Source organism: Arthrobacter sp. UYP4 (assembly GCF_057291175.1).
In genome coordinates, this window is sequence record NZ_JBXAVU010000004.1 from 127133 (window position 1) to 153911 (window position 26779).

Sequence of the window (26779 nt, forward strand, 5' to 3'; positions counted from 1 at the left end):
GACGGTCAGCACTCCACCACGTTGAGGGCGAGTCCGCCGCGCGCGGTCTCCTTGTACTTGTCCATCATGTCCGCGCCGGTGTCGCGCATGGTCTTGATGGCGACGTCGAGCGAGACGTGGTGTCGGCCGTCTCCCCGCACAGCCATCCGAGCGGCCGTGATGGCCTTCATGGCTCCGACCGCGTTCCGCTCGATGCACGGGATCTGGACCAGGCCGCCCACGGGGTCGCACGTCAGCCCGAGGTTGTGCTCGATGCCGATCTCGGCCGCGTTCTCGACCTGCTCGGGCGTGCCGCCGAGCACTTCCGCCAACGCACCTGCCGCCATGGCGCAGGCGGAACCGACCTCGCCCTGGCACCCCACCTCGGCGCCGGAGATCGAGGCGTTCTTCTTGAACAGCGAGCCGATCGCCGTTGCTGCCAGCAGGAAGCGGACGACGCCGTCGTCGTCGGCTCCCGGCACGAAGTCGACGTAGTACTTCAGGACGGCGGGGATGATGCCGGCGGCACCGTTGGTCGGCGCCGTCACCACCCGCCCGCCTGCGGCGTTCTCCTCGTTGACGGCCAGGGCGAAGAGCGTCACCCACTCCATCGTCCCGAGGCGGTCGTTCGGGTCGTCCGCCTTCTCGAGCAGTTGGCGCTGGCGCTCGGCGCGGCGTCGCACGCTCAACCCGCCGGGCAGGATGCCGCCCGTGGTGGTCCCCCGCCGGATGGTGTCCTGCATGACCGACCAGATCTCCAGCAGCCCGGCCCGCACCTCGCGCTCCGGGCGCCAGGACAGCTCGTTGGCGAGCACCACGTCGGAGAAGGACCAGCCGGTCACCCGGCAGATGCCCAGCAGCTGGTCGGCGGTACCGAAGGGATGGGCCACCGGAACCGGCTTGAGGGCAACGGTCTCGGAGCCGATCTCGTCCTCGTCGAGCACGAAACCGCCGCCCACCGAGAAGTATTCCCTTGTACGTATCACTTCGTCCGCCGCTGTATATGCCGTAAACCGCATACCGTTGGTGTGGTAGTCGAGACGCTGGCGGCGGTGCAGCACCACGTCCGTCTCCGGATCGAACTCGATGCGCTGTTCGGCTGCGAGGTTCAGCGACCGGCACTCGCCGATGTAGGCCACGCGGGCATCGGCCGAGGTCGGGTCCACGAGATGGGGCTGGTCCCCCTCGAGTCCCAGCAGTACGGCCTTGACCGTCCCGTGGCCATGGCCGGTGACGCCCAGCGACCCGAAGAGTTCCACACGGACCCGCTGCACGCCGGCCAGGAGGCCGCCGGCACGCAGCACCTCGGTGAAGAGGTAGGCCGCGGTCATCGGTCCGCCCGTGTGGGAACTCGACGGCCCGATACCGATCTTGAAGAGGTCGAACGCGCTGATCGTCACTGCGGCGATCCGGCGGGTCGCCGCTTGTAGAACGGCGTGGGGATCACGGTGAAGGGTTCGGGCCGCCCCCGGAGGTCCACCTGCACCTCGGTGCCGACGGCGGCGTACGCCGCGTCCACGTAGGCGAGCGCCACGGGGTAGCCGAGCGTGGGACTCGGCAGCCCCGATGTCACCGTGCCGACGGCCGCGCCGTCCACGACGACGTCGTACCCGGCCCGTGCCGACCGGCGGCCGACCGCCCGGAGTCCGACGAGACGGCGTGCCGGCTCGACCGCCTTCAGCGGTTCGAGCACCGAACGGCCCACGAAGTCGTCAGGCTTCTTCGTGCTGACCACGGGTCCGAGGCCCGCCTCGAACGGAGTGGTGTCGAGCCCGAGTTCGTGACCGTAGAGCGGCATGCCGGCCTCCAGCCGCAGCGAGTCACGGGCCGCGAGGCCACAGGGCAGCAGTCCGTGCTTCCCGCCCGCCTCCAGCGCTGCGTTCCAGAGCCGCACCGCGACGTTGCCGCCGAGGAAGATCTCGAAGCCGTCCTCTCCCGTGTAGCCCGTGCGGGCCAGGAGCACGGGGAGTCCAGCCAGCTCGAGCTCCACCACGGCGTAGTACTTCAGGTCCCGGATGGCGGCGGCGTCCTCGGGGCGCGCGAGATCGAGGAGGACCGCTTCTGCCGTGGGGCCCTGTACCGCGACGAGGGCCGTGGTGTCCGACTGGTCCTCCACAGCGACGTCGAACCCCTTGGCGCGCAGCCGCAGCTCCTCGGCCACCACGGGCGCGTTGGAGGCGTTCGGCACCACGAGGAAGGAGTCCCCGGTCAGCCGGTAGGTGATGAGGTCGTCGATCACCCCGCCCGCCTCGTTGCAGATCAGCGAGTACTTCGCCTTGCCCACGGCGAGGACCGCGAGGTTGCTGACCAGGGCGTAGTTGAGGAACTCCGCGGCCTGCGGCCCGCTGACGAGCACCTCCCCCATGTGGGACAGGTCGAAGAGGCCCGCGGCCTTGCGGACCGTGTGGTGCTCCTCCAGTTCGCTCCGGTACTTCAGGGGCATCTGCCACCCGCCGAAGTCGGTGAACGAGGCTCCGTGCGCCTCGTGCTGGGTGTACAGGGCTGTGTGCTTGCTCTGCTCGCTCATGGACAGCGGGTTCCTAGTCTTCGAAGGATTCGATGGGCGGGCAGGAGCAGACGAGGTTGCGGTCGCCGTGGGCGCCGTCGATCCTTCGCACCGGCGGGAAATACTTGTCGTGCCGCAGGGAGCGGAGCGGATAGGCCGCGAGCTCACGCGGGTAGGCCTGCGTCCACTCGTCACCGATGAGCACCTGGGCGGTGTGCGGGGCCTGCCGCAGGGGGCTCTCCTCGATGCTGAATTCGCCGGCCGCCACACGGTCGATCTCGCCCTTGATGGCGATCATGGCGGAGATGAAGCGGTCCAGTTCGGCGAGGTCCTCGGACTCCGTCGGCTCCACCATGAGCGTCCCCGCGACGGGGAACGACAGCGTCGGCGCGTGGAACCCGTAGTCGATGAGCCGCTTGGCGACGTCCTCCGCGGTGACGCCGGTCGCGGCGGTCAGCGGGCGGAGGTCCAGGATGCACTCGTGCGCCACGAGGCCCTGCACGCCCGTGTAGAGCACGGGGAAGTGCTCCGTCAGGCGGGCGGCGACGTAGTTGGCCGCGAGCAGGGCATGCGCCGTCGCGCTGGTCAGTCCCTCGGAACCCATCAGGGCCACGTAGGCCCAGGAGATGGGCAGGACGCCGGCCGAGCCGTACATCGAACCCGATACCGGGGTGCCGCCCTCGGCCGCCGGGCCACCGTCGGTCGCGATGTCGCGGTTCGCGTCCCCGGGCAGGAACGGCGCGAGGTGCGATGCCACGGCGACGGGCCCGACGCCCGGTCCGCCACCGCCGTGCGGGATGCAGAAGGTCTTGTGCAGGTTCAGGTGGGAGACGTCGCCGCCGAACTCCCCCGGCTGGGCGAGGCCCACCAGCGCGTTGAGGTTGGCGCCGTCGATGTACACCTGGCCGCCCGCGCCGTGCACCTTCTCGCAGACCCACCGCACGTCCTCCTCGAACACGCCGTGCGTGGAGGGGTAGGTGATCATGATGGCCGAGAGGTTCTCGGCGTGCTGCTCGATCTTGGCGAGGAGGTCGTCGTGGTCGATGTTGCCGTTGGCCGCGGTGCCGACCACCACGACCTTCATGCCGGCCAGGACGGCGGATGCCGCGTTGGTGCCGTGCGCGGAGGACGGGATGAGGCAGACGGTGCGGTTCTCGTCGCCGCGCGAGCGGTGGTAGCCGCGGATGGCGAGGAGGCCGGCGAGCTCGCCCTGCGACCCGGCGTTGGGCTGCAGCGAGACGCGGTCGTACCCGGTGATCTCGGCGAGGCGCTCCTCGAGGTCGGTGATCAGCTCGCGCCAGCCCTCGGTCTGGCTCTCGGGTGCGAAGGGGTGGATCGAGGCGAACTCCGGCCAGGAGATCGATTCCATCTCGACCGTCGCGTTGAGCTTCATGGTGCAGGAGCCCAGCGGGATCATGGTGCGGTCCAGCGCGAGGTCCTTGTCGGAGAGCCGGCGGAGGTACCGGAGCATCGCGGTCTCGGAGCGGTGCAGCGAGAAGACGGGGTGCGTCATGAAGTCCGACGTCCGGTGCAGGTCGGCGGGGATCCGCGCTGCGGACGCAGACCCCGTGTGGGAGCCGCCGAAGACGGCGGCGACGGCGGCGACGTGCTCGGGGGTCGTCGTCTCGTCGCAGGAGATGCCGAGGTGGTCGGCGTCGACGCGGCGGAGGTTGTAGCCCTGCGCCTCGGCCTTGTCCGCGTACTCCGCGGCCTTTCCGGGCACGTGCACCAGAAGGGTGTCGAAGAACGCGTCGTGCACGACGGCGGCGTCGGACCCCGCGAGGGCATCGGCGAGCTCGACGGCACGCTGGTGGGTGGTCCGCGCGATCGCCGTGAGCCCCTCGGGGCCGTGGTAGACGGCGTACATCGATGCCACGATCGCCAGCAGCGCCTGGGCGGTGCAGATGTTGCTCGTGGCCTTCTCGCGACGGATGTGCTGCTCACGCGTCTGCAGGGCGAGACGGTAGGCGGGTGCGCCGTCGGCGTCCTTGGAGACGCCGACCAGGCGTCCGGGCAGCATGCGCTCGAGGCCCTTGCGGACGGCCATGTAGGCGGCGTGGGGGCCGCCGAAGAAGAGGGGGACACCGAAGCGCTGGGCGGACCCGACGGCGATGTCCGCGCCCTGCTCACCCGGAGCGGTGATGAGCGTCAGGGCCAGGAGGTCGGCGGCGACCGTGACGAGTGCGCCGCGTTCCTTTGCCGCGGCGACGACGGCCGCGTGGTCGCGCAGTGCGCCGGAGGCGCCGGGCTGCTGGAGGACCACTCCGTTGATGTCGCCGTCGGGCAGGCCCGCGGAGAGATCGGCGACCTCGACGTCGAAGCCGAGCGCCTCGGCACGACCACGCACGACGGCGACGGTCTGCGGCAGGGCGTCGGCGTCGATGACCGTGCGGCCCTTGTTCTTGCCCGAGCGGCGCATCAGGAGGACGGCCTCGGCGACGGCGGAGGCCTCGTCGAGCAGCGAGGCATTGGCGATGTCGAGGGCCGTGAGGTCCTGGACCATCGTCTGGAAGTTCAGGAGGGCCTCGAGGCGGCCCTGGGAGATCTCCGGCTGGTAGGGCGTGTAGGCCGTGTACCAGGCGGGCGACTCGAGGACGTTGCGGCGGATCACCGGCGGCGTCACGGTATCGAAGTACCCCTGGCCGATCATCTGGACGGCGGTCCGGTTGCGGCCGGCGATGCGTCGCAGCTGTGCCAGCACCTCGGTCTCGCTGAGGGCCGCGGGCAGGTTCAGCCCACGGTCCAGGCGGATGCTCGCGGGGACGGCCATGTCCACGAGCTTCTCGAGGCTCGGGTAGCCGAGGACCTCCAGCATGTGCCCGGCGTCGGAGGAACGAGGGCCGATGTGCCGGTCGGCGAAGGTGGATGCTGTGCCGGAAGCCTGGTCGGGTGAGGCGGTCATGGGAACTCCGTACGTCAGAAAGGGGGCGCGGGCGCGCGCGTGCCTGGTCGGGTTCCTCCCCGCTCTGTAGGGGACCTGAGAGTTTCCGCAGGGCTCCGTGCCTGCTTGCACCGTCGGTGAGCGCCGGGGCCGGCCCGATGCTGCTTTCCAGAGTTGCCTACCCGCAGCGGTACTGGGCCTGAGAGATTCCTGGGGAGGATTTGCTCCTACGGCGCCTGCCGGTGTTGAGTCAACGGCAGAACTCTCCCGCTGCAGATCGAGGGCATATTCAGTTGGGGTTCTCGGCGTGTGAGCCGTCCCACAGCTTACCGCGCTGCACGGACCGGAGGCAAAGACGACCGGGGCGGAGGCCGAACCCTACCCCCTCGCCAGGAGGACCGGAAGTCCCGGGCGGAATCCGGTCGTCCTGGCTCCCCAGCTGTCGCCGTGCGGGGTTAGCGTGGGCGGAGAACCCCTGAGCACCTGGAGCATCGATGTCGATCCCCCGCTTGCGGTCGCTGGCAATGGCCCTGATCCTGCTGGCCGCCGTCGTGCCCGGCGCGACTCCGGCCATGGCCGCCGGCCCGTCGTACGTCGCCCTCGGTGACTCCTACTCCTCGGGGACGGGGACGCGGGCCTACCTGGCGGACGGCTCCGCCTGCCAGCGCTCGGTCTACGCGTATCCGTCCCTGATCGCGAGCGCCAAGGGCTACTCGCTGGACTTCCGCGCCTGTTCCGGCGCCACCATCCCCGATGTCGTCACCACCCAGCTCAGCGCGCTGACGCCGGCGACGGCGTACGTCTCGCTCAGCGTCGGCGGCAACGACGCCTCGTTCGTGGCAGTCCTGACCGAGTGCGCCAAGCCGGCCTGGATGAGCAACTGCAACGCGGCGATCGACCGCGCCCGGGCCGTCATCGTGAACCGGCTGCCCGCGAGCCTCGCCTCCCTGTACGGCCAGGTCCGGGCGCGCGCACCGCAGGCGTCCGTGACGATCGCCGGCTACCCGCGGATCTTCAACGGCGAGGACTGCAACGCGGCGACCTGGTTCTCGCCGGAGGAGGAGGCCCGCCTGAACGCGACGGCGGACCTGCTGAACAGCACGACCGCGGCAGCGGCAGCAGCGGCGGGCTTCACCTTCCGCAACCCGACCGCCGCCTTCACGGGGCATGCCGTGTGCGACGACGTCGAGTGGCTCAACGGCCTGTCGAATCCCGTGTCGGACTCCTACCATCCCAACCGGGCAGGCCACGCGGCCGGCTACGTCCCCCTGCTCGGTCCAGCCCTCACCGGGAGCCGCGTCGATGTCACGGCAGCGACCGTGCAGGCCGCGGAGCTCTCGGCTCCGGCCCTGGCCGGGCAGCAGGCCCACCATGCCGCCCAGGACGCCGGGATCACACCGAAGGAATTCGTCGCGCCGGACCTGAAGAGCCCTGCCGCGCGAGCCGCCGCCGCACGCGCGGGCGTGGACCTCGCGGACCCCGCGAGCATCGCACGCGCCGACCGCGCCGCGGAGGCCCGCCAGAACGGCCATCGAGCGGACTGAATCCCGATCTCCCATCCGCCTGTACCAATGTCCATACGTTTGCATGGAATAACAGGGGTGGGTGGCCGGTTCTACTGGCAGGCCCAGGGCGGGCCTGAACGCAGAGCACGGGAGCAACACGATGGCACGCGAACTGGAACTCGGACTCGACACCTTCGGGGACGTCACGCGCGGACAGGACGGCAATCCCGTCCCGTACCCGCAGGTCATCCGGAACGTCATCGCGGAGGCGGTCCTCGCCGACGAGGTCGGCGTCGACTTCATCGGCGTCGGCGAGCACCACCGCGACGACTTCGCCGTCTCCGCCCCCGAGACGGTGCTCGCAGCGATCGCCGGGCAGACGACGCGCATCCGTCTCGGCTCGGCCGTGACGGTCCTCAGCTCGGACGACCCCGTGCGCGTCTACCAGCGGTTCGCCACGCTCGACGCCGCCTCCGACGGCCGCGCCGAGGTCATCCTGGGCCGCGGGTCCTTCACGGAGTCCTTCCCCCTGTTCGGTTACGAGCTCTCCGACTACGAACGCCTTTTCGAGGAGAAGCTCGACCTGTTCTCCGAGCTGATCAAGGAGGGCCCGGTCACCTGGTCGGGAAGCACCCGCCCCGGCCTCACCGGCCACGAGGTCTACCCGAAGACGCACGGCGGACGCCTGAAGACCTGGATCGGCGTCGGCGGCAGCCCCGAATCGGTGGTGCGCGCGGCCCGGTACGGCATGCCGCTCATGCTCGCGATCATCGGCGGCGACCCGGCCCGGTTCGCCCCCTACGTGGACCTGTACCACCGGGCACTCACCCAGCTCGGGCAGCCCACGCTGCCCATCGGCGTCCACTCCCCGGGCTACATCGCCGACTCCGACGAGCAGGCCCGCGAGGAACTGTGGCCGGACAACCGGATCATGCGGGACCGCATCGGCCGCGAGCGCGGCTGGGGCCCCACGACCCGCGCCGAGTTCGACCAGGAGGCGGACTCCGGCTCGCTCTACGTCGGCTCGCCGGAGACCGTCGCGAGGAAGATCGCCACGACGGCGCAGACGCTCGGGATCGACCGCTTCGACATGAAGTACAGCGCCGGCCCGCTGCCCCACGAGAAGCTCATGCACAGCATCGAGCTCTACGGCACCAAGGTCATCCCCATGGTCCGGGAGATGCTCGCCTAGGCAAGGACCAGCCGGGACGAACTTCTCCTCGCGGCGGCGGGAGGGCGGCGGTAGCGTGACGCGGACGCGCCACCGCGCGCCCCACCCCGTCGAGAGGAACCGCCGTGGTCGATCGTATTGCCGACGTCTGGGGTACCCGGACCCCCTATGCCCGGGACGAGCGCTGGCCCGTGCGCGTCGACCAGTCCCTCGCGCCGGGCGTTGCGGAGGACGAGGTCGACCGCTGGGTCCAGTCCGCCTGCGTCCTGTGCAGCAACGGCTGCGGGTGCGACATCGCAGTCAAGGACGGGCGCATGGTCGGTGTGCGTGGCCGCGCCGTGGACACCGTCAACCACGGCCGGCTCGGCCCCAAGGGCCTCTTCGGAAGCTGGCAGGGCGTCGACAACGGGGACCGCCTCACCCGCCCGCTCGTCCGCGTGGACGGCGAACTGGTCGAGACCGACTGGGACACGGCCATGGACCGCATCGTGGGGCGGAGCAGGGAACTGCTGTCCACCAGGGGTCCTCTGAGCCACGGTTTCTACACCACCGGGCAGCTGTTCCTCGAGGAGTACTACGCCCTCGGGATCATCGGCAAGGCCGGTATCGGGACGCCCCACATGGACGGCAACACGCGCCTGTGCACGGCGACGGCGGCCACGGCCATGAAGGAGAGCTTCGGCTCCGACGGCCAACCGGGCAGCTACGTCGACATCGACGAGTGCGACGCCATGTTCCTCTTCGGGCACAACATGGCCGAGACGCAGACCGTCCTCTGGATGCGGGTGCTGGACCGGCTCGCGGGGCCCAATCCGCCGCGCGTCGTCTGCGTGGATCCCCGTGGGACGGAGGTGGCCAGGGTCGCCGAGGTCCATCTCGCCGTCCGGCCCGGCACCAACCTCGCCCTGATGAACGGCCTGGTGCGGGAACTGCTCCACCGCGGCTGGATCGACGAGCGGTACATCGCCGACCATACCCTGAACATCGACCGGTTGCGCTCCACGGTCGAGCGGTGGACGCCCGAGGCGGTCGCCGAGACCTGCGGTGTCGACGCCGAGGACGTCCGGAGGGCGGCCGAGATCTTCGGCACCAGCGAGCGCGTGCTCTCCACCGTGCTGCAGGGGTTCTACCAGTCGGCACAGGCGACCGCCGCGTCCTGCCAGGTCAACAACCTGCACCTGCTGCGCGGCATGCTCGGGAAGGAGGGCAGCGGGATCCTGCAGATGAACGGGCAACCGACGGCGCAGAACAACCGCGAGTGCGGGGCCGACGGCGACCTCCCGGGCTTCCGGAACTGGGAGAATCCGCAGCACGTCCAGGAGCTGGCCAGCCTGTGGGACGTGGACCCCGACATCATCCCGCACTGGGCCCCGCCGACCCATGCAATGCAGATCTTCCGCTACGCGGAGGCCGGCTCCATCGAGTTCCTGTGGATCTCCGCGACCAATCCCGCCGTGTCCATGCCGCAGCTCGAGAGGATCCGCCGGATCCTCGGCTCCGAAGGACTGTTCCTCGTGGTGCAGGACCTGTACCTCACGGAAACCGCACGATACGCCGACGTGGTGCTCCCCTGCGCAGCCTGGGGGGAGAAGACCGGCACCTTCACGAACGTGAACCGCACGGTGCACCTGTCGGACAAGGCCGTGGAGCCGCCCGGCGAGGCGAAGAGCGATCTCGATGTGTTCCTCGACTATTCGCGGCGGATGGACTTCCGCACCCGCAGCGGCAGGCCGCTGCTGGACTGGGCGGGCCCGGAGGACGGGTTCCGGGCGTGGCAGGAGTGCAGCCGTGGCAGGCCCTGCGACTACACGGGCATCAGCTACGGACGGTTGCGCGGGGGCAGCGGCATCCCGTGGCCCTGCAACGACGAGCACCCCGACGGGACGGTCCGGCTCTATCCGGACGGGGACTTCCCGACCGACCCGGACCACTGCGAGTCCTACGGGCACGATCTCCTCACGGGCGCGGCCACGGGCCCGGTCCTGTACCGGGCGACCGTCGAACCGGGGAAGGCCTGGCTCAAGAGCGAGGACTACCGCCCACCGCACGAGGAACCCGATGACGAGTACCCGCTGCGGTACACCACAGGGCGGACGGTCTACCAGTTCCACACCCGGACCAAGACCGGGCGCAGCCGCGCCCTGGACCGCGCCGCGCCCGGGGCATGGCTGGAGGTGTCGGTCCCCGACGCGCGCCGGCTCGGCCTGGCCGAGGGCGATGTCGTCTCCGTCCGATCGAGGCGCGGCCACCTGGAGGTCCCGGTGCGGATCGGCGACCTCCGTGAGGGCACGGTCTTCGCCCCCTTCCACTACGGCTACTGGGACGACGACGGCGGGGGGCGGTCGGCGGGAGGCCACCACGCGGCCAACGAGCTCACCATGACCGAGTGGGATCCCGTGTCCAAGCAGCCGGTCTTCAAGAACGCCGCCGTACGGGTCGAGAAGCTCCGGAACGCGAGCGGTCCGGCGCCCGCACCGACCACGGGTGCGTCCAGGCCGGCCCGCGGCGGCGTCCCGCCGACCGCGGGGGGTCGGTCGGGAGAGGCGACGGAGACCTTCCCCGACGTCGCACCCCCGGCCGTGGCCTCCCGGGAGGAGCAGCCGTGAAGCTGCCCGTCTACCTCGGCCTCCTGGCGGAGGCCGAGCAGATCCTGGCCCGCTCGTTCAGGGTGGTCGCGGAGGGCCACTCGGACGAACCCGATGTGCACTTCATCGTGCGGACGCTCGCCGAGCAGTGCGACCGGCACGTCGAACGGCTGCAACCGGTGATCGGACGCTTCGGCTCCGACGTCGAGGGCGAGGAGGAGCACCGGGTGACGGCCGACGGCGTCGTCGAGGTGCGTGCCGGCCCCCTGGGACTGCTGCTCGACCTCCAGGACCTGTACGTCCTCGTCCACCACCTGGACATCATGTGGACCATGGTGGGCCAGGCGGCGGCAGGCAGCCGGGACAGGCAGCTGCTCGACATCGTGGAGCGCTGCGAACAGGACGCCGATCTCCAGAGCCGCTGGCTCCGGACCCGGATGAAGCAGTCAGCCCCGCAGGCCCTGCTGGTGGCGCGGTGAGCGGCAGGACATCGGTGCTCACCCGTCTGCGGAAGGCCCGCGGTGATCTGGGAGCCGGCCTGTACGCCGCGGCCCTGAGCCTGGTCACGCTGTCCGTCCTCGGGCTGCTGGGCCTGCTCACCCACCTCCCGTGGCTGTTCCCGAGCCTCGGGCCGACTGTGATGCTGTTCTTCGAGTCACCCGAGCAGCCCGCGTCCCGGCCCGTCAACGCCCTCGTGGGCCACGGCGTCGGCCTCGCCGCAGGGGTCATCTGCTTCTACGGGTTCCACATCGGAGCCTTTCCACCGGCGCCCGTGGGCGGCGTGACCGGCTACCACGTGGCGGCGGGGGCGGTCTCCGTGGCCCTGACGACCCTCGTCCTGACCCGGGTCGGGCTCCCCCATCCACCGGCCGGGGCGACCACCCTGATCGTGAGCCTCGGCATCCTCCACACACCGGCCCACTTCGGAGTCATGGCGGCAGCCGTCGTCGTGCTGACCCCACTCGGCTGGGGTGCGAATCTGCTCCTCGGCACCCGGCCGGCAGGGTCCGGAGCCGACACGCGACCCTAGCCTTCGCCTTTTCTTCGGTTTTCTTTCGCCCTTCCGCCACGCCGCCATTGAGTGACGCGGGCCAGAGTGGGAACCAGGAGTGCAGCACTCCCTGATCTTCCCGCCGGTTCCGGGCCGTCCACCGGAGCCGGCGGGTAGCTTCCCCCGGGGCACCGACCCGGGGGAGCGCAGGAACCGGCGGCAGGAAGAGGAGCAGGCGTGGCGACGATCGACCTCCCGGCCATCCCGGCCATCCCGGCGGGCACGCGGGCCGACGCCACGGACGGCGCCGACCCTGCTTCCGCCGGCGCTCCCGGCACCTCCCGCCCCGCGACCGACAGGACCGACGTGTCCCATCTTCCCGTGCTCGACCGGCGGATCCTCGACAACCTGGGCGTGGAGCTCTCCAACCAGGAGGGCGCGCTGCAGTTCGCCGGGATATTCGGTCGGATGCTCCCCCAGCGGATCGGGGCCGTCCAGGCCGCGTTCGCCGCGCGGGACGCGGACGCCGCCGTCGTCGCACTCCTCAGCCTCACGGTGAGCGCCTCGATGGTGGGAGCACGCCGGCTCGAGGACGTGTCCTCGGCAGGGCTCCAACTCGTCGACCGGCCGTCGACCCACCCCGCACTCCTCGCGCGGCTCCAGGGCCTCGGCACGGAATTTCAGTCCGAGCTGGCCGGCATCATCCGGTAGCCGACGCCGCGCACCGTCCGGATGAACCGGGGCGCCTTGGTGTCCTCCCCCAGCTTCTTCCGCAGGTTCCGGATGTGCACCTCGACGAGGTGCTGGTCGTTGACCCAGCCGTCGCCCCAGATCCGCGACAGCAGCGTCTCCCGCTGCCATACCCGGCGCGGCCCGGACACGAGCGTGGCCAGGAGGTCGAACTCGATCCGCGTCAGCGGGAGTTCGACGCCGTCGAGCATCGCGATCCGACCCTCGGTGTCGATACTGATCGGACCGTGGGTCAGGAGCCCTTCGACGGGTTCGGGGGCCGCGACCGCCGGCGCTGCAACAGGCTGCAAAACCTCCGCCGTGTGCCCGCCGGGAGCGAGCAGTGGCTGCGACACGCTGCGGACGGTGGTCCTGGGACGTCGGAACATGGCGTTCACGCGGGCGCCGACCTCGCGCGGGCTGAACGGCTTGACGACGAAGTCGTCCGCGCCGATCTCGAGGCCGATCAGGCGGTCGATCTCGTCCTGGCGCGCGGTGATCATGATGACGTAGGCGTCGGTGATGGGCCGGATCTGCCGGCACACCTCCACGCCGTCGATGTCCGGCAAATTGAGGTCGAGGGTCACGAGGTCCGGCTGGCGGTCGCGCACCAGGGCGACGCCCTGGCGCCCGTTCTCGGCCTCTATCGTGACGAACCCGTTCATGCCCAGCGTCATGACCAGCAGTTGCCGCACATCGGCGTCGTCTTCGATGATGAGCGCGACGCGCGCATCGGGGTCGGTTGTCATGGATTACACACTGCCAGACGTTGGCACTCCGACCGAGCGCATCGGACCGGTGCTCCCGTTTTTCTGGCCTGACCGGTCGGCGCGGCGCGCATCATGCCCGTGCCCCCACGGTCCGACCGGCGATCCAGGGTGAGACCTCGACCGCCGCCAGCGGAGCGGCCAGGTGGAATCCCTGCGCGAAATCGCACCCGCGCTCCCGCAACGCCTCCCTCGTCTCCTCGTCGCCGACGCCTTCCGCGACGACCCTGAGGCCCAGGCTGTGGGCGAGGTCGATGATCGAACCCACGAGGGCGCTCGCGCGCTCGTCGTCCCGCATGGCGATGATGAAGGAGCGATCGAGCTTGAGCTCGTCCACGGGGAGATCGCGCAGGTAGGCCAGCGAACTGTACCCGGTCCCGAAATCGTCGAGCGAGACCTGGATCCCCTCCGCGCGGAGGCGGGCGAGGATCCCGGCGCTTCCCGACGGGGTCGACATGAGCACGTCCTCGGTGATCTCGAGCATGATGCACGAGGGCGGCACCTGGTACTGCTCGAGCAGGACGGCGATCTCCTGCGGAAGGCACGGCAGGATGCAGGAAGCGGACAGGTTGACGGCGACGGCGATGTCCAGTCCGTCGGCGCGCCACCGGGCCGCCCTCCGTACTGCGCGCCGGAGCACCAGCGAGGACAGTGCCGGCATCAGCCCGGCCTCCTCGGCGAGGGGCAGGAAGGCGGCCGGCTGGAGCCGGCCCCGGGTGGGGTGGTTCCACCGGACGAGGGCTTCGACACCCGTCACGCGGTGGTCCGCGAGGCGGAGCTTCGGCTGGTAGTGCAGTTCGAACTCGTCCCGGGCGAGGGCGGTACGGAGTTCCTGGATGGTCCGCAGCCGCAGTTCGCCGTCGTCGTCGTCCGTCAGGTCGTACACGTGGTGGCCGATGCGCTCCGACTTCGCCCGGAACATCGCGATGTCCGCCTTGCGCATGAGCAGCCCCATGTCCGTCCCGTGCTGCGGGATCAGGGCGATACCGATGCTTGCGCTGACCTGCAGGTCGGCCGTGCCCACCTCCACGGGGGCCGCCAGCGCCGCTTCCAGTCGCTGCGCGGCTGCGACGGCCTCGACCGGACCGACGCCGTCCAGGAACACGGCGAACTCGTCGCCGCCCAGGCGGGCGAGGACGTCTCCCGCCCGCAGCTGGCGGCTGAAACGCTCACCGACCTGGACCAGGAGCGCGTCCCCGACATCATGCCCGAGCGCATCGTTCACGTGCTTGAAGCGGTCGAGGTCCAGCAGGAACAGCGCTCCTGTGCGCCCCCTGCCCAACCGGTCGGGGACGTCCGTCAGCAGCGCCCGGCGATTGGGCAGCCCCGTCAGCTCGTCCGTCCTGGCCAGGGTGACGAGCATGCGGTTGCGGAACGCGAGGGGAACGGAGGCAAGGGCGAGCGTCGAGGCGGCGAAGACCACCGAGAGCAGGGGTATCCGCAACTGGCAGCCGATCACGAGGACGGCGAGCGAGGACGCCGCGGACACGACGGGCGCGGCGAACTCGGGGACACCCTGGCTCCTGCCGTCGCGTGGCGTGGTCCGGTCGGCGGCGCCGTCCACCCAGGTGGCGATCCCTGCGAGGCCGGCGACCCAGCCGAAGTCGATCACCGAACCGACGGCGTATTCCTGCATGCCGAACGCGTAGGCCACGTCGGCGGCGGAGAAGACGATCAGCCCCGCGATGAGGAACGGCCAGCGCGGACCGATGTCGAGCCCGCGGGACGCGAGTACGCCGCCCACCGCCGTGATCAGCAGGAGGTCGAGGAGGGGATAGGCGACGGCGACGACCACCTCGAAGGTGCTGCCGCCCGTCGTCGCGTTGCGCAGGACGGGCGCGAGCACCAGTGCCATGAGGGAAGCCGCACCCAGCGCCCCGACGATGCTGTCCAGCAGCAGCGGCCAGAGCAGCCCCTTCAGCTTCCGCACCGCCACGACCGCCAGCGATCCGAGCATCAGCGGATAGAAGGCGAAGTAGCCGACATCGGCCAGGGAGGCGTAGCTCAGCGCCGTCTCCCCGTCCAGGGATGCGGCGTAGTAGGCATCGCCCGCGGCATAGGCGATGACCGCCCCGGCTCCCAGGACGATCTGCGGTTCCGCGCATCGCGTCCGTACCGCCGCGCTGACGCACAGGGCGACGGCGGCGAGTTCGGTGACCACGCACAGCCAGCCATCGAGGAACGGATCGAACGTCGCCGGATCCCCGACGAGGAGGCCGGCGGTGTAGGCGACCAGCAACAGGACCATCCCGGCGGTCAGCACGTGCCTGTGGTGCAGGCGCGATGTGCGGTCCGGATCAGCCGTGCGCGCATCATCGCGCCGCATTCAGTCCCTCGTTTCGCTTCGGTCGTGGAACCAGAAGCATAGGACGCCGGGACACCGCCGACCGCCGTCTTCTGCCGAGGGCACCCATACCCTGCCGAAATACTTGGCTTCGGGTGCGGGACCGGCCGTCCGGACCGCCGCCCCCTGCTCCGCATCGTCGGTGGTCGCGGGGCGGGGTGGCAGGACCGGCGCCGGGGCTCCTACCCGAGGTGCACGGCCTCCCCGGAGGTGGTGAACTCGTTCCTCGCGACCCGGATCATGAACCACGAGATCGGCGCGGCCAGTGCGAGCGCGACGGCCGCGGCAAGGAACACCACGGAGTATCCGTCCACGAGCGACTGCAGGCCGCCGGCCGCACCCTCCGCGGTCCCGGTTCCCGCACCGACCGTGTACAGGGCCGTGAAGACCGCGGTTCCGATGGAGCCACCGATCTGCTGCGTGGCCGTGACGGCCGCGCTGGCCACTCCGGAATCGCGGGGTGCGATACCGAGCAGTGCCACGTTCTGCAGCGGGACGAAGATCAGCGCGAGCCCCATGCCCAGCAGGATCTGCGAGGGCAGCACCTCGAGGACGTAGGACCCGCCCACCGTGATCCGGCTGAGCAGCAGCAGTCCCGCCGCGGCGATCAGGGGGCCGACCGTCATGAGGATGCGGGGGCCCACCGTGGGCAGGAGGCGTGAGACCACACCGGCGCACACGATGATGGCGAAGGTCATGGGCAGGGATGCCAGCCCCGACATCAGGGGGCTCATCCCGAGCACGATCTGGAAGTGCAGCGTCAGGAAGAGCAGGGCGCCGAGCAGGGCGGCGCCGACGGCGATGGACGACAGGTAGGCGCCGGCCCGTGCGTGATCGGTGATGATGCGCAGCGGCAGCAGGGGGTGCTGCGAGCGTGCCTCGACGAGGACGAACAGGGCCAGCAGCACGACGCCGAGCGCGAGGAACCCGAGGGTGTCGGCGCGGGCCCAGCCGGCCTCGGCGCGCGAGAACCCGTAGACCACGGACGCGAGGCCGAGGCTCACGAGCACGGCACCCGGGACGTCGTAGCGCGTGCTTCCCTCGGCGCGGCTCTCGCGCAGGACGGGCAGGCCCACGGCGATCGCGACGACGGCGATCGGCACGTTGACGAGCAGGCACCAGTGCCAGCTGAAGTACTCGGTCAGGACGCCGCCGAGCAGGAGTCCGACGGCGGCGCCGCCGCCCGCGATCGTTCCGTAGACGGCGAAGGCGCGCACACGGTCCTTGCCGCCGGGGAAGGTCACGGAGAGGATGGCGAGCGCGGCCGGGGCCAGCAGCGCGGCGAAGACACCCTGCAGCCCGCGCGCCAGCAGGAGCATCTCGCCGGAGGTCGCGATCCCCCCGATGGCCGAGGCGAGTGCGAAGCCGCCCATGCCGACGAGGAACGAACGCTTCCGGCCCCAGAAGTCGGCGATGCGTCCGCCCAGCAGGAGGAGCGCGCCGAACGTCAGGGCGTAGAGCGTGACGACCCAGCTGCGGTCGCTGTCGGACATGCCGAGTTCCGCCTGGGCCTGTGGCAGGGCGATGTTCACGATGGTCCCGTCGAGCACGACGGTCAGTTGGGCGAGTGCGACGATCGCCAGCACGAGCCAGCGGTTCGCGGGGGGCTTCGCCGGAGCGTCCCCGGTGGGCGCGGCGGAAGGACCCGAAGGGTGGGTGGTCATGGTTCTCCTCAGAAATGATGTCGTTCCGAGGGTAGGGGTGTCGCATCACCCGAGTCAAACGAACTAGTTCGTTTGGGTATACTCGTGGGATGCCCTCGACGACGGACGTCCGCTCACGCATCCTCCTGGCCGCCCGGGGCGAGTTCGCCGCATACGGGCTGGCGGGAGCGCGCATCGACCGGATCGCGAAGGCCGCCAGCGCCAGCAAGGAGCGCCTGTACGCGCACTTCACGGACAAGGCAGCCCTGTTCCAGGCGGTCCTCGACGTGAACGCCGCGGAATTCCACCGTGCCGTGGTCCTCGACCCCGCGGACGTACCGGCCTTCGTCGGCAGGATCTTCGACCATGCCCATGAGCACCCGGACATCCTCCGGATGCTGACCTGGGCGCGGCTCGAGGGCGTCGACTACGACCTCCCGGGAGGCGCGGAACCGGACCGCAAGCTCCTGGCCCTCGGCGAGGCGCAGGAGAGCGGTGAGGTCGATCCCTCCTGGGTGCCGGAGGAGCTCCTGCCGATCCTCTTCGGCATCGCGCAGGCCTGGGTGCAGGCCCCGCTGATCGCCCACGAGAACGCACCCGGAACACCGCTCTCCGCGCACCGCGCCGCGGCGGTCGAAGCGGCCCGCCGCGTCCTGCAGCGGCAGGATGGAGCCGCCGTCGTGCGATGACCGCGCGGCGGGTCACGATTCGAAGAGCCGCGCTCCCACGTAGCCGCCCTCGGACGCCCCGCCCGGCACCGCGAAGATGCCGGATCCCACGTGCCGGATGTACTCGTTGAGCAGATCCGACCCCGCGAGCCGTGTCTGCACCGGGATGAAGGCCCGCTCGGGGTCGCGCTGGAAGCAGAGGAAGAACAGGCCCGCGTCGAGGCGGCCGAGCTCGTCGTTGCCGTCCACGAAGTTGTAGCCGCGCCGCAGCATGCGGGCGCCGCCGTTGGTGTCGGGATGCGCCAGCCGCATGTGCGACTGTCCGGCGATCAGGGGTTCCCCGCCGCTGCCCCCTGCGGAGAAGTCGGGGGGCGTGAACTCGTCACCACCGGACAGTGGCGCGCCCTTGCCCTTCGTCCGTCCGATCGACCGCTCCTGCTCGGAGAGGCGCGTACGGTCCCACGGCTCGACGTTCATGCGCACCTTGCGTGACACCAGGTACGAGCCGCCCGCCATCCACGCCTGGTCGTCGCCCTCCGCGACCCATACGTGCTCGTCCACGGCTGCACGGTCCTCGGCCTTGACGTTGGCCGTGCCGTCCTTGAACCCGAAGAGGTTGCGGGGCGTCACCTGGGTGGTGCTGGTGCTCGAGGTACGACCGAAGCCCAGCTGTGAGTAGCGCAGCGACGCCCGACCGAAGGCGATCCGGGACAGGTTGCGGATGGCGTGGACGGCCACCTGCGGATCGTCGGCGCATGCCTGGATGCAGAGGTCGCCTCCGCTGATGCGCTCCTCGAGCATGTCGCCGGAGAAGGCGGGCAGTGGTGCCAGGGCGCGGGGCCTCAGCGCCGCGATACCGAATCGATCGACGCCCCCTGCCGTGGTGAAGAGGGTGGGACCGAATCCGAACGTGATGGTGAGGCCGGCGGGGCCCAGGTCCATCGCCTCGCCCGTGTCCTCGGGGGGCGCCTCGTACGGCCCGGCGTCGGGCGCGAATTCCCCGGCACTGCCACCCTGGCTCATGCGCGCGGCAGCGGTGGTCCACTCCTTCAGGAGGCCGACGAGGTCCTCGCGGGAGACGTCTCCGACGTCGAACACCGCGAAGTGCAGCCGGTCCTGGGCGGGCGTCGTGATACCCGCCTGGTGGTCGCCGTGGAACGGGTACGCCAGCGACCCGGGATCGGAGGCACCTGCGGAGGCGTCGGGTACGGCCCGGCCCGCGACGACGCCGGCACCGACACCCGCGGCAGCGCTTGCCCCGGCGAGGGACAGGGCCCGCCGCCGTGAGATCCGGAACGTACCCGGTGCCATGGCCGCTAGCCCAGGAGCACCGCGGTGATCCGCGAGAGCGGTTCCCCGAGTGCGTTGACGCGATCGGACAGCGCCTTCACGTCCGCCTGGGACAGGTCGCCGTAGGAGACGTAGGCGATGTCGCGCTGCGCGGCACCAGGCGCGCTCGTGCGGTGCCTGTCGAGTTCGGCGGAGAGGTCCATGAAGTCCGACTCGAGGGTCGCGACGAGTTCGGGATCCTTGTCCTCGAGGAGGTCCTCCAGGCCGTCGACGAGGACCCGCGCCCCCTCGACATTGCCCTGGAAGTCCCAGAGGTCCGTCCCGGACCAGATCTCCTCCTCACCCGTGACCTTCCCGTTCGCCACCTCGTCGAGAAGGGCGATCGCCCCGTTGGCCAGCTGGTCGAGGGACAGGTCGATCTCCTGCACGGCGGCGTGCAGCGTGGTGGTGTCCTCGACGAGTCGCGCGGCCACCGCCTCCCGCTCCGCCTGCGTCAGCGGAGTGTACGCGGCGTCGGCCGGCGGCCACAGGTCCTTCTCGATGCGGTGCCAGCCGGTCCACTCCTCCCCCTCGGCGAGGTCCGCCTCGCGGTTGTCGAGCTTCGGGTCGAGGTCGCCGAAGCTCTCGGCCACGGGCTCCACCCGCTCGAAGTGCATCCGGGTGGTCGGGTAGAGGCGGCGGGCCGCGTCGTCGTCACCGGCGACGTAGGCGGCCACGAAGTCCTCGGTGCCCGTCAGGAGCTGGTCCACCTGGTCCTTGACGTAGGCCTTGTAGTTGACCACGGCGGCGTCGATCTGCGTTCGCTCGTCGCCCGTCGGCTCGACGGCGGTCCCGGAGTCGGTCACGGTGAACGAAGCGCGGCCCACGCCGTCGCCCACCATGCCCGGCTTGCAGACGGTGTAGTAGGAGCCCGGCCTGGCGTTCACCACCAGGTCACGGCTGATGCCCGGTCCGATGTTCTCGACCTCGGACACGATGCGCAGTCCGTCCTCGGCGAGGAGGTAGAACTCGGTCACCTGGTCCCCGGCATTGGTGATGCTGAAGGTCAGCGGACCGCTCTCCGCGGTGGCGGCCGAGACCGAGCAGTCCTCGGCGGTGCTGGTGACGCTCAGCCCCCCCGACGCGCCGTCGGCTGTCCCGGCGGAGGCGTTCGGCGTGCAGGCGGTCGCGAGGAGGACGCCGCAGGCGGCGACGGCCGCGGCAGGCTTCGAAAGGCGGGCGGTGGTCACTTGGCTCCTTGGGGAACGGGGATCGTCGCGGCGGGAGCGGGCATCCGCCGCGCGCTTCGCCGGATGAACAGGGTCATGGTGGGGATGGTGTACGCCAGCCAGGCGATCGCCTCGAGCCAGGTGGTGGCCGGCGAGAAGTTCACGGTGCCCTTCAGCAGCGTGCCGTACCAGCTCGACGGCGGAACGGCTGCGCTGACGTCGAACAGCAGGGTGTTGAGGCCGGGCAGGATGCCCGCCTCCTGAAGGTCGTGCATGCCGTAGGAGAGGACCCCGGCCGCCACGATGATCAGCATGCCGCCGGTCCAGGTGAAGAACCTCGAGAGGTCGATGCGCAGCATCCCGCGGTAGAACATCCAGCCGAGGACGACGGCGGAGGCGAGCCCCAGCGCGGCGCCGAGGAGGGGTTGCGTGGTCTGGCCCGTCGCCTGGACGGCGGACCAGAGGAACAGGGCGGTCTCGAGACCTTCGCGGCCGACGGCGAGGAACGCGACGACCACGAGGCCTGTGCCCCCGGCGGCGAGACGGCGGTCCACCTGCCCGTGCAGCTCGCCGCGCAGGTTCTTCGCCGTCCGTGCCATCCAGAAGACCATCCAGGTGACGAGGCCGACCGCGACGATGGACAGCGAGCCGCCGATCGCCTCCTGGGCCTCGAAGGTGAGTCCGTGCGTCCCGTAGGTGAGCAGTGCCCCGAAACCGAGCGAGAGCACTGCCGCGAGCGCCACCCCGAGCCAGATGCCGGGCAGCAGGTCCCTGCGCTGGATCTTCACGAGGTACGCCACGAGGATGACGACGACCAGCGCGGCTTCGAGGCCCTCACGCAGGCCGATCAGGTAGTTGGCGAACATGGAACGGCTTTCTTGCAGGGGAAGCCCCTGTCAGCGAGGCAAGGTAAGCATAGCCTAACCTCCGGTCCGTCGAGCGCCTGCTACCGGCTCACAGCCCCAACGCGGGGACCGGCAACCCGAACTCGCGCCGGAGCGCGAGCTTCGCCGCATTCAGTCCGGCCATCCCGTGCACGCCCGGGCCCGGCGGGGTCGACTGCGAGCAGAGGTAGACCCCCTTGAGCGGCGTCGCCCAGGGCTGGAGGGACGGTACCGGTCGGGCGACGATCTGGCGCAGGTTCACCGCGCCGCTGCTGAAGTCCCCGCCCACGTAGTTGGCGTTGTACACCTCCAGCTCGCTCGCCGTCGTCGTATGGCTCTGCACCACGACGTCACGGAACCCGGGGGCGAACCGCTCGATCTGCGCGGTGATCGCCTCCGCCATGTCCCTCGTGGACCCCCGTGGCACGTGGCAGTAGGTCCAGAGGGTGTGCCGGCCCTCCGGCGCCCTGGTCGGATCGAACGACGACGGCTGGGACAGCAGGACGTACGGACGCTCGGGATGCCTGCCCTGGTTGACCTGCTTCTCCCCTGCGGCGATCTCCTCCCGGGTCCCGCCGAGGTGGGCGGTGCCGGCGCGGTGCAGTTCGGGATGCGTCCACGGCACGGGGGCGGACAGGATGAAATCCACCTTGCAGGCCGCGTTGCCGTAGGTGAAGGCGGAGAGGGCGGCTTCGTACACGGCCGGGAGCCGGCCGCGCGACATCGCGCGGAAGGTCTTCGGCGCGACGTCGAGGAGCACCACGCGCGCGTCCGACACCTCGGCGAGCGTCTCGATCCTGCTGTCCGTGACGACCTCACCCCCGTGGCGGCGTAGATCGAGGGCGAGGGCGTCCGCGATGGACTGCGAGCCGCCGACCGGGATCGGCCAGCCCACCGTGTGGGCGAGGAGGTTCAGCGTCAGGCCGGCACCCGCACCGGCGAGCGACGGCAGCGTTCCCACGGGATGCGCCATCACGCCGGTGACCAGGGCCCTGGCCTCGTCCGTTCGGAAGCGGCGGTTCCAGGACGGCAGGCCCTGCTCGAGGGTCGCGAGCCCGAAGCGCAGCGCGGCCAGGGGGCTCTTCGGGATGCGCACCACGTGGTTCAGCGTGAAGGCGAGGATGGCCCGCTCGCGCTCGCTCAGGGGCTGCATCAACCGGCGGTAGGCTTCGCCGTCCTCCCCGAGGCCCTCCACCGTCCTGTCCAAGCTGCGGTACGCGATACCCGCGCGGCCGCCGTCGAGCGGATGGGCGAACGACACCTCGGGGACCGCGAAGCCGATGCGACGGCTCAGCTCGAAGTCGCGGAAGAAGGGGGAGGCGAGTGCCATCGGATGGACCGCCGAGCAGAAGTCGTGGAGGTGCCCCTCCTGCATCAGCTCGATGGAACGCGAACCGCCCCCCAGCGTCGCAGATGCTTCGTGGACCCGGACGGACAGTCCCGCCCGTGCCATGACGACCGCGGCCGCGAGACCGTTCGGGCCCGCACCGACAACCTCGACATCTGGCATGGCACTTCCTCTCCTGCCGTGCGGGACCACCCCGCCCGACGCTAGGTCTCCGCGGTGGGTGTACCGGGAGCATTCTGCCCCGTCCGGAACCGCCGCACGAGGCCCGCGGCACGCCGGACGGCACCCCGCAGGGTACTCGGGCCCGTCCGGCGCGCGGCGAGCAGCGACGCGACGACGGCATATCTTCTGGGGTCCAGCGGGATGTCGTAGGTCGTGGGAACCACCACGACGTTCTTGGAGAAGTTCCGCTTGAAAGTGGTGACGTTCGCGAGGCCCGGGTAGTTCTCGCTCACGATGCCCGTCAGGCCACACGCCGTGTTGCCCGCGGCCCTGAGCACCCTGAACGCCTCCCACAGCAGCAGGTACGGCGCGAAGGTGCTGCGCGCCTCGTGCGTGCTTCCGGCGAAGTAGTAGACGGAGTATCCGCGGTACTCGGTGGTGATCAGCCAGCTCAGGGGTGCACCGTCCCGGTAGGCGACCAGGAGCCGCAGATGGTCCCCCAGGACCGTCAGCAGCGTCTCGTAGTAGGCCGAGTCGAAGGACTGGAACCCGTCCCGCTCCGCGGTCTCCTGCATGATCGGGAACAGCTGCGCCGCGAAGACCTCTTTCCATTCCTTTCGGGGAATGGAACGCACCTCGACGCCGTTGCGCTGGGCCCGACGGATGCTGTTGCGGGCATTCGGCCGGAAACTTCTCAGCAGGTCCGCTTCCGACGGCGTCAGGTCCACGACGATCTCGCGCTCGTACCAGCCGTGCTCGATGGGACCCGTGGCCGGCGCCTGCAGGGTGGACACCTGCATGCGGACGTACAGGGGATGGACGTCGGCGGAGTCGCGGAACTGCCGGCGCACCGTCTCCATCAGGACCCGTTCCGCGGCCGGGGTCCGCTCGGCGAACCACACCGGACCGTTGACGACCACCACCGACTCCCTGAAGCGACGCACGATGTGCACGTAGCTGGCGGTCGCCACCAGGGTCCCGGCCTCGTCCCGATAGGACCAGATCCCCAGGGGCGAGCGCCCGAGCGCGCGTTCGAACTCGACCCAGTCGGGCGTCTGCTCGATGGGGATGACGACGTGCGGATGGGCGTCGGCGATCGCGGCGAAGGCGGTCCCGTCGAGCTTGCTGTAGTTCAGGGGTGCTGCAGTCACTGATGGTCTTCCACTGGTCCTGATGATGGCGCGCGGGCGGCCGATGTGCGCTCCAGTGCCGGCCCGGGACCGAGATCCGCCGGCACGGGAACGGCTTCCCCGCGGTCCTGCCAGCCTATCGGAGCAGCGCGGGCGGAGTTCCTCCGTGCCGTCCCGACCGGAGCCGCCGGGACCGCCCGCCCGCGCCCGCGCCCGGCGGCTCCGGTCGACACCGTGCCGGGCCGCAGGACGAAGCGGTCGACGGCCCCGTCGAAGGGGCCGCCCTGGGGGTCGTCGATGCCGACACGCCGCACGACGTCCCGCTCGGGTGCCAGGATCTCCCCGACGACGACAGCCAGGACGTATGCAGTAGCGAGAATATGAGCGAGGACCGCCCAGGAGTACATACCGAGCCCGAGGTTGTGTTCGGGGGCGCCACCGCTCGTCCGACCCCCGAGGTACAGCCAGACGGCGATCCAGTGGAGCACTTCGACGAGCTGCCAGGCGAGGACCACGCGCCAGCGGGGTACGGCGAGGGCGATCAGGGGCACCAGCCAGAGCGCGTACTGGGGTGAATAGACCTTGTTGCAGAGGATGAACGCGCCAACGACCAGCAGGGCGAGCTGAGCCAGGCGCGGGCGCCGTACGGATCGCAGGGCCAGCACTGCGATCCCGGCACAGGCGAGGGCGAAGAGGATCATCGCGCCCGCCGTGATGGCTGCGGGAGACAGCGTCGCCGCGCCGGCCCGATCGGCAAGGGCGTTGTAGACGTACCAGCCCGAGGAGAAGCCGGCGTCGCGCGACTCCGAGAACGTCAGGAAGTACGCCCACCCTTCCGGGTCGCGGAGCAGGAAGGGCACATTCACCGCGGCCCAGGACGCCACCGCGCCCAGGGAGGCGGAGAGGAACGGCCGGATCCGCCCCGACCGGAGCGCGAGGACCAGGACGGCACCGAGCAGCAGCACGGGGTACAGCTTCACGGCAGCGCCGAGGCCCCAGAGAGCGCCCGCGAGGACCGGGCGGTCTCGGGCGAAGGCCAGCATCCCGGCCGTCGCGAGCAACACGGCCCACAGGTCCCAGTTGATGGTGCCGGACAGGATGATGACGGGTGCGGTCGCGACGACGACGGCATCCCACGGCCTTCGGTTCGCCAGCCGGAGCGTGGCGAGCACCGTCAGGATCCATATGCCGGTGAGGAGCACCGCGTTCAGGTCGAAGTAGAGGAGCGACTTCGTACCGGGCGCGGCGCCGCCCGCCAGGAGATCCACGAGGACGGCGGTGCCCGAGGCCAGCAGGCCGAGCAGCACCGGGTACTCGAAGAGCACCCCCGGTGTGATGAAGGGCAGGATCCCCTCGCCGAGGCCGCGGCTCTGGTAGAGCTCCGCCCAGTCCGAGTAGCACGCCCGGTAGAAGTAGTCGGGCGAGGACCACCCCTGGAGCCGACACGGATTCTTGACCACCACGGCCAGTACGGCCGCGGCGACCGTGAGGAGGATGAGGACCCGCTCGACCGTGAACCATCGGGGAGCGATCCGGCCCGGATCGGCGTGCCGTCCCAGGGGCCCGCCGACTCCCTCGACCAGTGGCCCGAGGACGGGGTCCGAACGGGTGGGGACGCTGATGCGGTACGGTCCGCGTGTCCCCGTCCCCGACGTCATCCACCGAGCCTAGCGGCAGGCCGGCGCACCCCGGTGCGGACGGGACGCAGCTTGACGCGCCCCGTCCGGGAAGGCAAGGAATGGAGGAGCACGCGGCGGAGTTGGATACTGAACGTAGACTGGCATTTCCTGCCGACCGCGCCCGGAGCGATGACGGTCGGGGCATATTCAACTGGCTTTCGAGGAGAACTGTGGGACAGAACCCCATTCGCGTGGCAATCATTGGAGTCGGCAACTGTGCCGCGTCACTGGTGCAGGGAGTGCACTACTACCGCGACGCGGATCCGGCGGGAACGATTCCCGGCCTGATGCATGTCGAGTTCGGCAAGTACCACGTGGGGGACGTGCAGTTCGTGGCGGCGTTCGACGTCGACGGCAAGAAGGTCGGCCACGACCTCGCCGAGGCCATCGGCGCCAGCGAGAACAACACCATCAAGATCGCCGACGTACCCCCCACCGGCGTGATCGTCCAGCGCGGTCACACCCTCGACGGCCTGGGCAAGTACTACCGCGAGACGATCGTCGAGTCCGACGAGGAACCCGTCGACATCGTCGCCCAGCTCAAGGCCTCGAAGGCCGATGTCCTGGTCTGCTACCTGCCCGTGGGCTCCGAGCACGCCGCGAAGTACTACGCGCAGTGTGCCATCGACGCCGGCGTCGCGTTCGTCAACGCCCTGCCCGTGTTCATCGCCGGCACCAAGGAATGGGCCGACAAGTTCACCGATGCCGGGATCCCCATCGTGGGCGACGACATCAAGAGCCAGATCGGCGCCACGATCACGCACCGTGTCATGGCGAAGCTCTTCGAGGACCGCGGCGTCACCCTGGACCGCACGTACCAGCTGAACGTCGGCGGCAACATGGACTTCAAGAACATGCTCGAACGCGACCGCCTCGAGTCCAAGAAGATCTCCAAGACCCAGGCCGTCACCTCCAACGTCAAGGCCGAACTGCACGCGGACGACGTCCACATCGGCCCGTCCGACTACGTCGCCTGGCTCGACGACCGCAAGTGGGCGTTCGTCCGCCTCGAAGGCCGTAACTTCGGCGATGCCCCTGTGTCCCTCGAGTACAAGCTCGAGGTCTGGGACTCCCCGAACTCGGCCGGTGTCATCATCGACGCCATCCGCGCTGCGAAGATCGCCCTGGACCGCGGCATCGGAGGTCCGATCCTCTCCGCGTCCAGCTACTTCATGAAGTCGCCGCCGGAGCAGTACGCCGACGACATCGCCCACGAGAAGGTCGAAGCCTTCATCCGCGGCGACCTCGACCGCTAGGCAGGACACTGAGCAGGGCCGGGACGCCGTCGGCGTCCCGGCCCTGCTCATCC

The 26779-nt window shown here is 70.3% G+C and carries 20 protein-coding genes and 2 riboswitches; of the genes, 8 read left to right on the forward strand and 12 right to left on the reverse strand.

Annotation, left to right across the window (positions count from 1 at the left end; translation table 11 throughout):
- Positions 1-5: 5 nt before the first annotated feature.
- Genes AC0Z9V_RS14625 through gcvP form a run of 3 tightly spaced genes read right to left on the reverse strand, consistent with a single transcriptional unit; the run spans position 6 to position 5387 of the window.
- Positions 6-1379 (reverse strand): L-serine ammonia-lyase, encoded by a 1374-nt coding sequence (locus AC0Z9V_RS14625; RefSeq protein ID WP_485141951.1) that lies wholly within the window; start codon positions 1377-1379, stop codon positions 6-8.
- Entirely contained in the window at positions 1376-2506 is a 1131-nt protein-coding gene (gcvT, locus tag AC0Z9V_RS14630) for a glycine cleavage system aminomethyltransferase GcvT (protein WP_208740442.1), read from the reverse strand. The genes AC0Z9V_RS14625 and gcvT overlap by 4 nt, the downstream gene beginning before the upstream one ends.
- Positions 2507-2519: 13 nt before the next feature.
- Positions 2520-5387: an aminomethyl-transferring glycine dehydrogenase gene (gcvP, locus tag AC0Z9V_RS14635; protein ID WP_485141952.1), complete on the reverse strand. Its 2868-nt coding sequence runs from the start codon at positions 5385-5387 to the stop codon at positions 2520-2522.
- A 54-nt stretch (positions 5388-5441) separates the two neighbouring features.
- Positions 5442-5544, reverse strand: a riboswitch (glycine riboswitch).
- Positions 5545-5646, reverse strand: a riboswitch (glycine riboswitch). It lies immediately after the preceding riboswitch.
- Between the two features lie 214 nt (positions 5647-5860).
- Here gcvP and AC0Z9V_RS14640 point away from each other — a divergent pair.
- From AC0Z9V_RS14640 to AC0Z9V_RS14665, 6 genes are all read left to right on the forward strand, one after another.
- A complete protein-coding gene (locus AC0Z9V_RS14640) occupies positions 5861-6910 on the forward strand; it encodes an SGNH/GDSL hydrolase family protein (protein WP_485141953.1) in 1050 nt (349 codons plus the stop codon).
- Between the two features lie 121 nt (positions 6911-7031).
- Positions 7032-8063: an LLM class flavin-dependent oxidoreductase gene (locus AC0Z9V_RS14645; RefSeq protein ID WP_459269136.1), complete on the forward strand. Its 1032-nt coding sequence runs from the start codon at positions 7032-7034 to the stop codon at positions 8061-8063.
- 104 nt (positions 8064-8167) lie between these two features.
- Positions 8168-10648, forward strand: a complete 2481-nt coding sequence (locus tag AC0Z9V_RS14650) for a molybdopterin oxidoreductase family protein (protein ID WP_485141954.1) — start codon at positions 8168-8170, stop codon at positions 10646-10648.
- Positions 10645-11106 carry a hypothetical protein gene (locus tag AC0Z9V_RS14655; protein ID WP_133079982.1) on the forward strand — a complete coding sequence of 154 codons (462 nt, stop codon included), beginning with the start codon at positions 10645-10647 and terminating at the stop codon, positions 11104-11106. Before AC0Z9V_RS14650 ends, AC0Z9V_RS14655 begins: the two co-directional genes overlap by 4 nt.
- Complete coding sequence (locus AC0Z9V_RS14660; protein ID WP_485141955.1) at positions 11103-11657, forward strand: HPP family protein; 555 nt, start codon at positions 11103-11105, stop codon at positions 11655-11657. The genes AC0Z9V_RS14655 and AC0Z9V_RS14660 overlap by 4 nt, the downstream gene beginning before the upstream one ends.
- A gap of 198 nt (positions 11658-11855) precedes the next feature.
- Positions 11856-12329 (forward strand): hypothetical protein, encoded by a 474-nt coding sequence (locus AC0Z9V_RS14665; RefSeq protein ID WP_485141956.1) that lies wholly within the window; start codon positions 11856-11858, stop codon positions 12327-12329.
- Here the strand turns inward: AC0Z9V_RS14665 and AC0Z9V_RS14670 are convergent.
- The 3 genes from AC0Z9V_RS14670 to AC0Z9V_RS14680 form a co-directional block, all read right to left on the reverse strand.
- Positions 12299-13096: a response regulator transcription factor gene (locus tag AC0Z9V_RS14670; RefSeq protein WP_485141957.1), complete on the reverse strand. Its 798-nt coding sequence runs from the start codon at positions 13094-13096 to the stop codon at positions 12299-12301. The genes AC0Z9V_RS14665 and AC0Z9V_RS14670 overlap by 31 nt on opposite strands.
- A gap of 91 nt (positions 13097-13187) precedes the next feature.
- A complete protein-coding gene (locus AC0Z9V_RS14675; RefSeq protein WP_485141958.1) occupies positions 13188-15440 on the reverse strand; it encodes a putative bifunctional diguanylate cyclase/phosphodiesterase in 2253 nt (750 codons plus the stop codon).
- Between the two features lie 200 nt (positions 15441-15640).
- On the reverse strand, positions 15641-17122 hold the full coding sequence (locus AC0Z9V_RS14680; protein WP_208739650.1) for an MFS transporter: 1482 nt from the start codon (positions 17120-17122) through the stop codon (positions 15641-15643).
- 89 nt (positions 17123-17211) lie between these two features.
- Between AC0Z9V_RS14680 and AC0Z9V_RS14685 the strand changes: the two genes are divergently transcribed.
- The gene (locus tag AC0Z9V_RS14685) at positions 17212-17790 is read left to right on the forward strand and encodes a TetR/AcrR family transcriptional regulator (protein WP_485141959.1); all 579 of its coding nucleotides are present in this window, start codon (positions 17212-17214) and stop codon (positions 17788-17790) included.
- Positions 17791-17802: 12 nt separating this feature from the next.
- Here AC0Z9V_RS14685 and efeB read toward each other — a convergent pair whose 3' ends face one another.
- From efeB to AC0Z9V_RS14715, 6 genes are all read right to left on the reverse strand, one after another.
- Entirely contained in the window at positions 17803-19080 is a 1278-nt protein-coding gene (efeB, locus tag AC0Z9V_RS14690; protein WP_485141960.1) for an iron uptake transporter deferrochelatase/peroxidase subunit, read from the reverse strand.
- A 5-nt stretch (positions 19081-19085) separates the two neighbouring features.
- Positions 19086-20288 (reverse strand): iron uptake system protein EfeO, encoded by a 1203-nt coding sequence (efeO, locus tag AC0Z9V_RS14695; protein WP_485141961.1) that lies wholly within the window; start codon positions 20286-20288, stop codon positions 19086-19088.
- Positions 20285-21133, reverse strand: a complete 849-nt coding sequence (gene efeU, locus AC0Z9V_RS14700) for an iron uptake transporter permease EfeU (RefSeq protein WP_485141962.1) — start codon at positions 21131-21133, stop codon at positions 20285-20287. Before efeU ends, efeO begins: the two co-directional genes overlap by 4 nt.
- A gap of 88 nt (positions 21134-21221) precedes the next feature.
- A complete protein-coding gene (locus tag AC0Z9V_RS14705) occupies positions 21222-22661 on the reverse strand; it encodes a phytoene desaturase family protein (RefSeq protein ID WP_133079992.1) in 1440 nt (479 codons plus the stop codon).
- A gap of 41 nt (positions 22662-22702) precedes the next feature.
- The gene (locus AC0Z9V_RS14710; protein ID WP_485141963.1) at positions 22703-23812 is read right to left on the reverse strand and encodes a lipid II:glycine glycyltransferase FemX; all 1110 of its coding nucleotides are present in this window, start codon (positions 23810-23812) and stop codon (positions 22703-22705) included.
- Positions 23809-25449 (reverse strand): glycosyltransferase family 87 protein, encoded by a 1641-nt coding sequence (locus AC0Z9V_RS14715; RefSeq protein ID WP_485141964.1) that lies wholly within the window; start codon positions 25447-25449, stop codon positions 23809-23811. Before AC0Z9V_RS14715 ends, AC0Z9V_RS14710 begins: the two co-directional genes overlap by 4 nt.
- A 191-nt stretch (positions 25450-25640) precedes the next feature.
- Between AC0Z9V_RS14715 and AC0Z9V_RS14720 the strand changes: the two genes are divergently transcribed.
- Positions 25641-26726: an inositol-3-phosphate synthase gene (locus AC0Z9V_RS14720; RefSeq protein WP_133079995.1), complete on the forward strand. Its 1086-nt coding sequence runs from the start codon at positions 25641-25643 to the stop codon at positions 26724-26726.
- Positions 26727-26779: the final 53 nt, after the last annotated feature.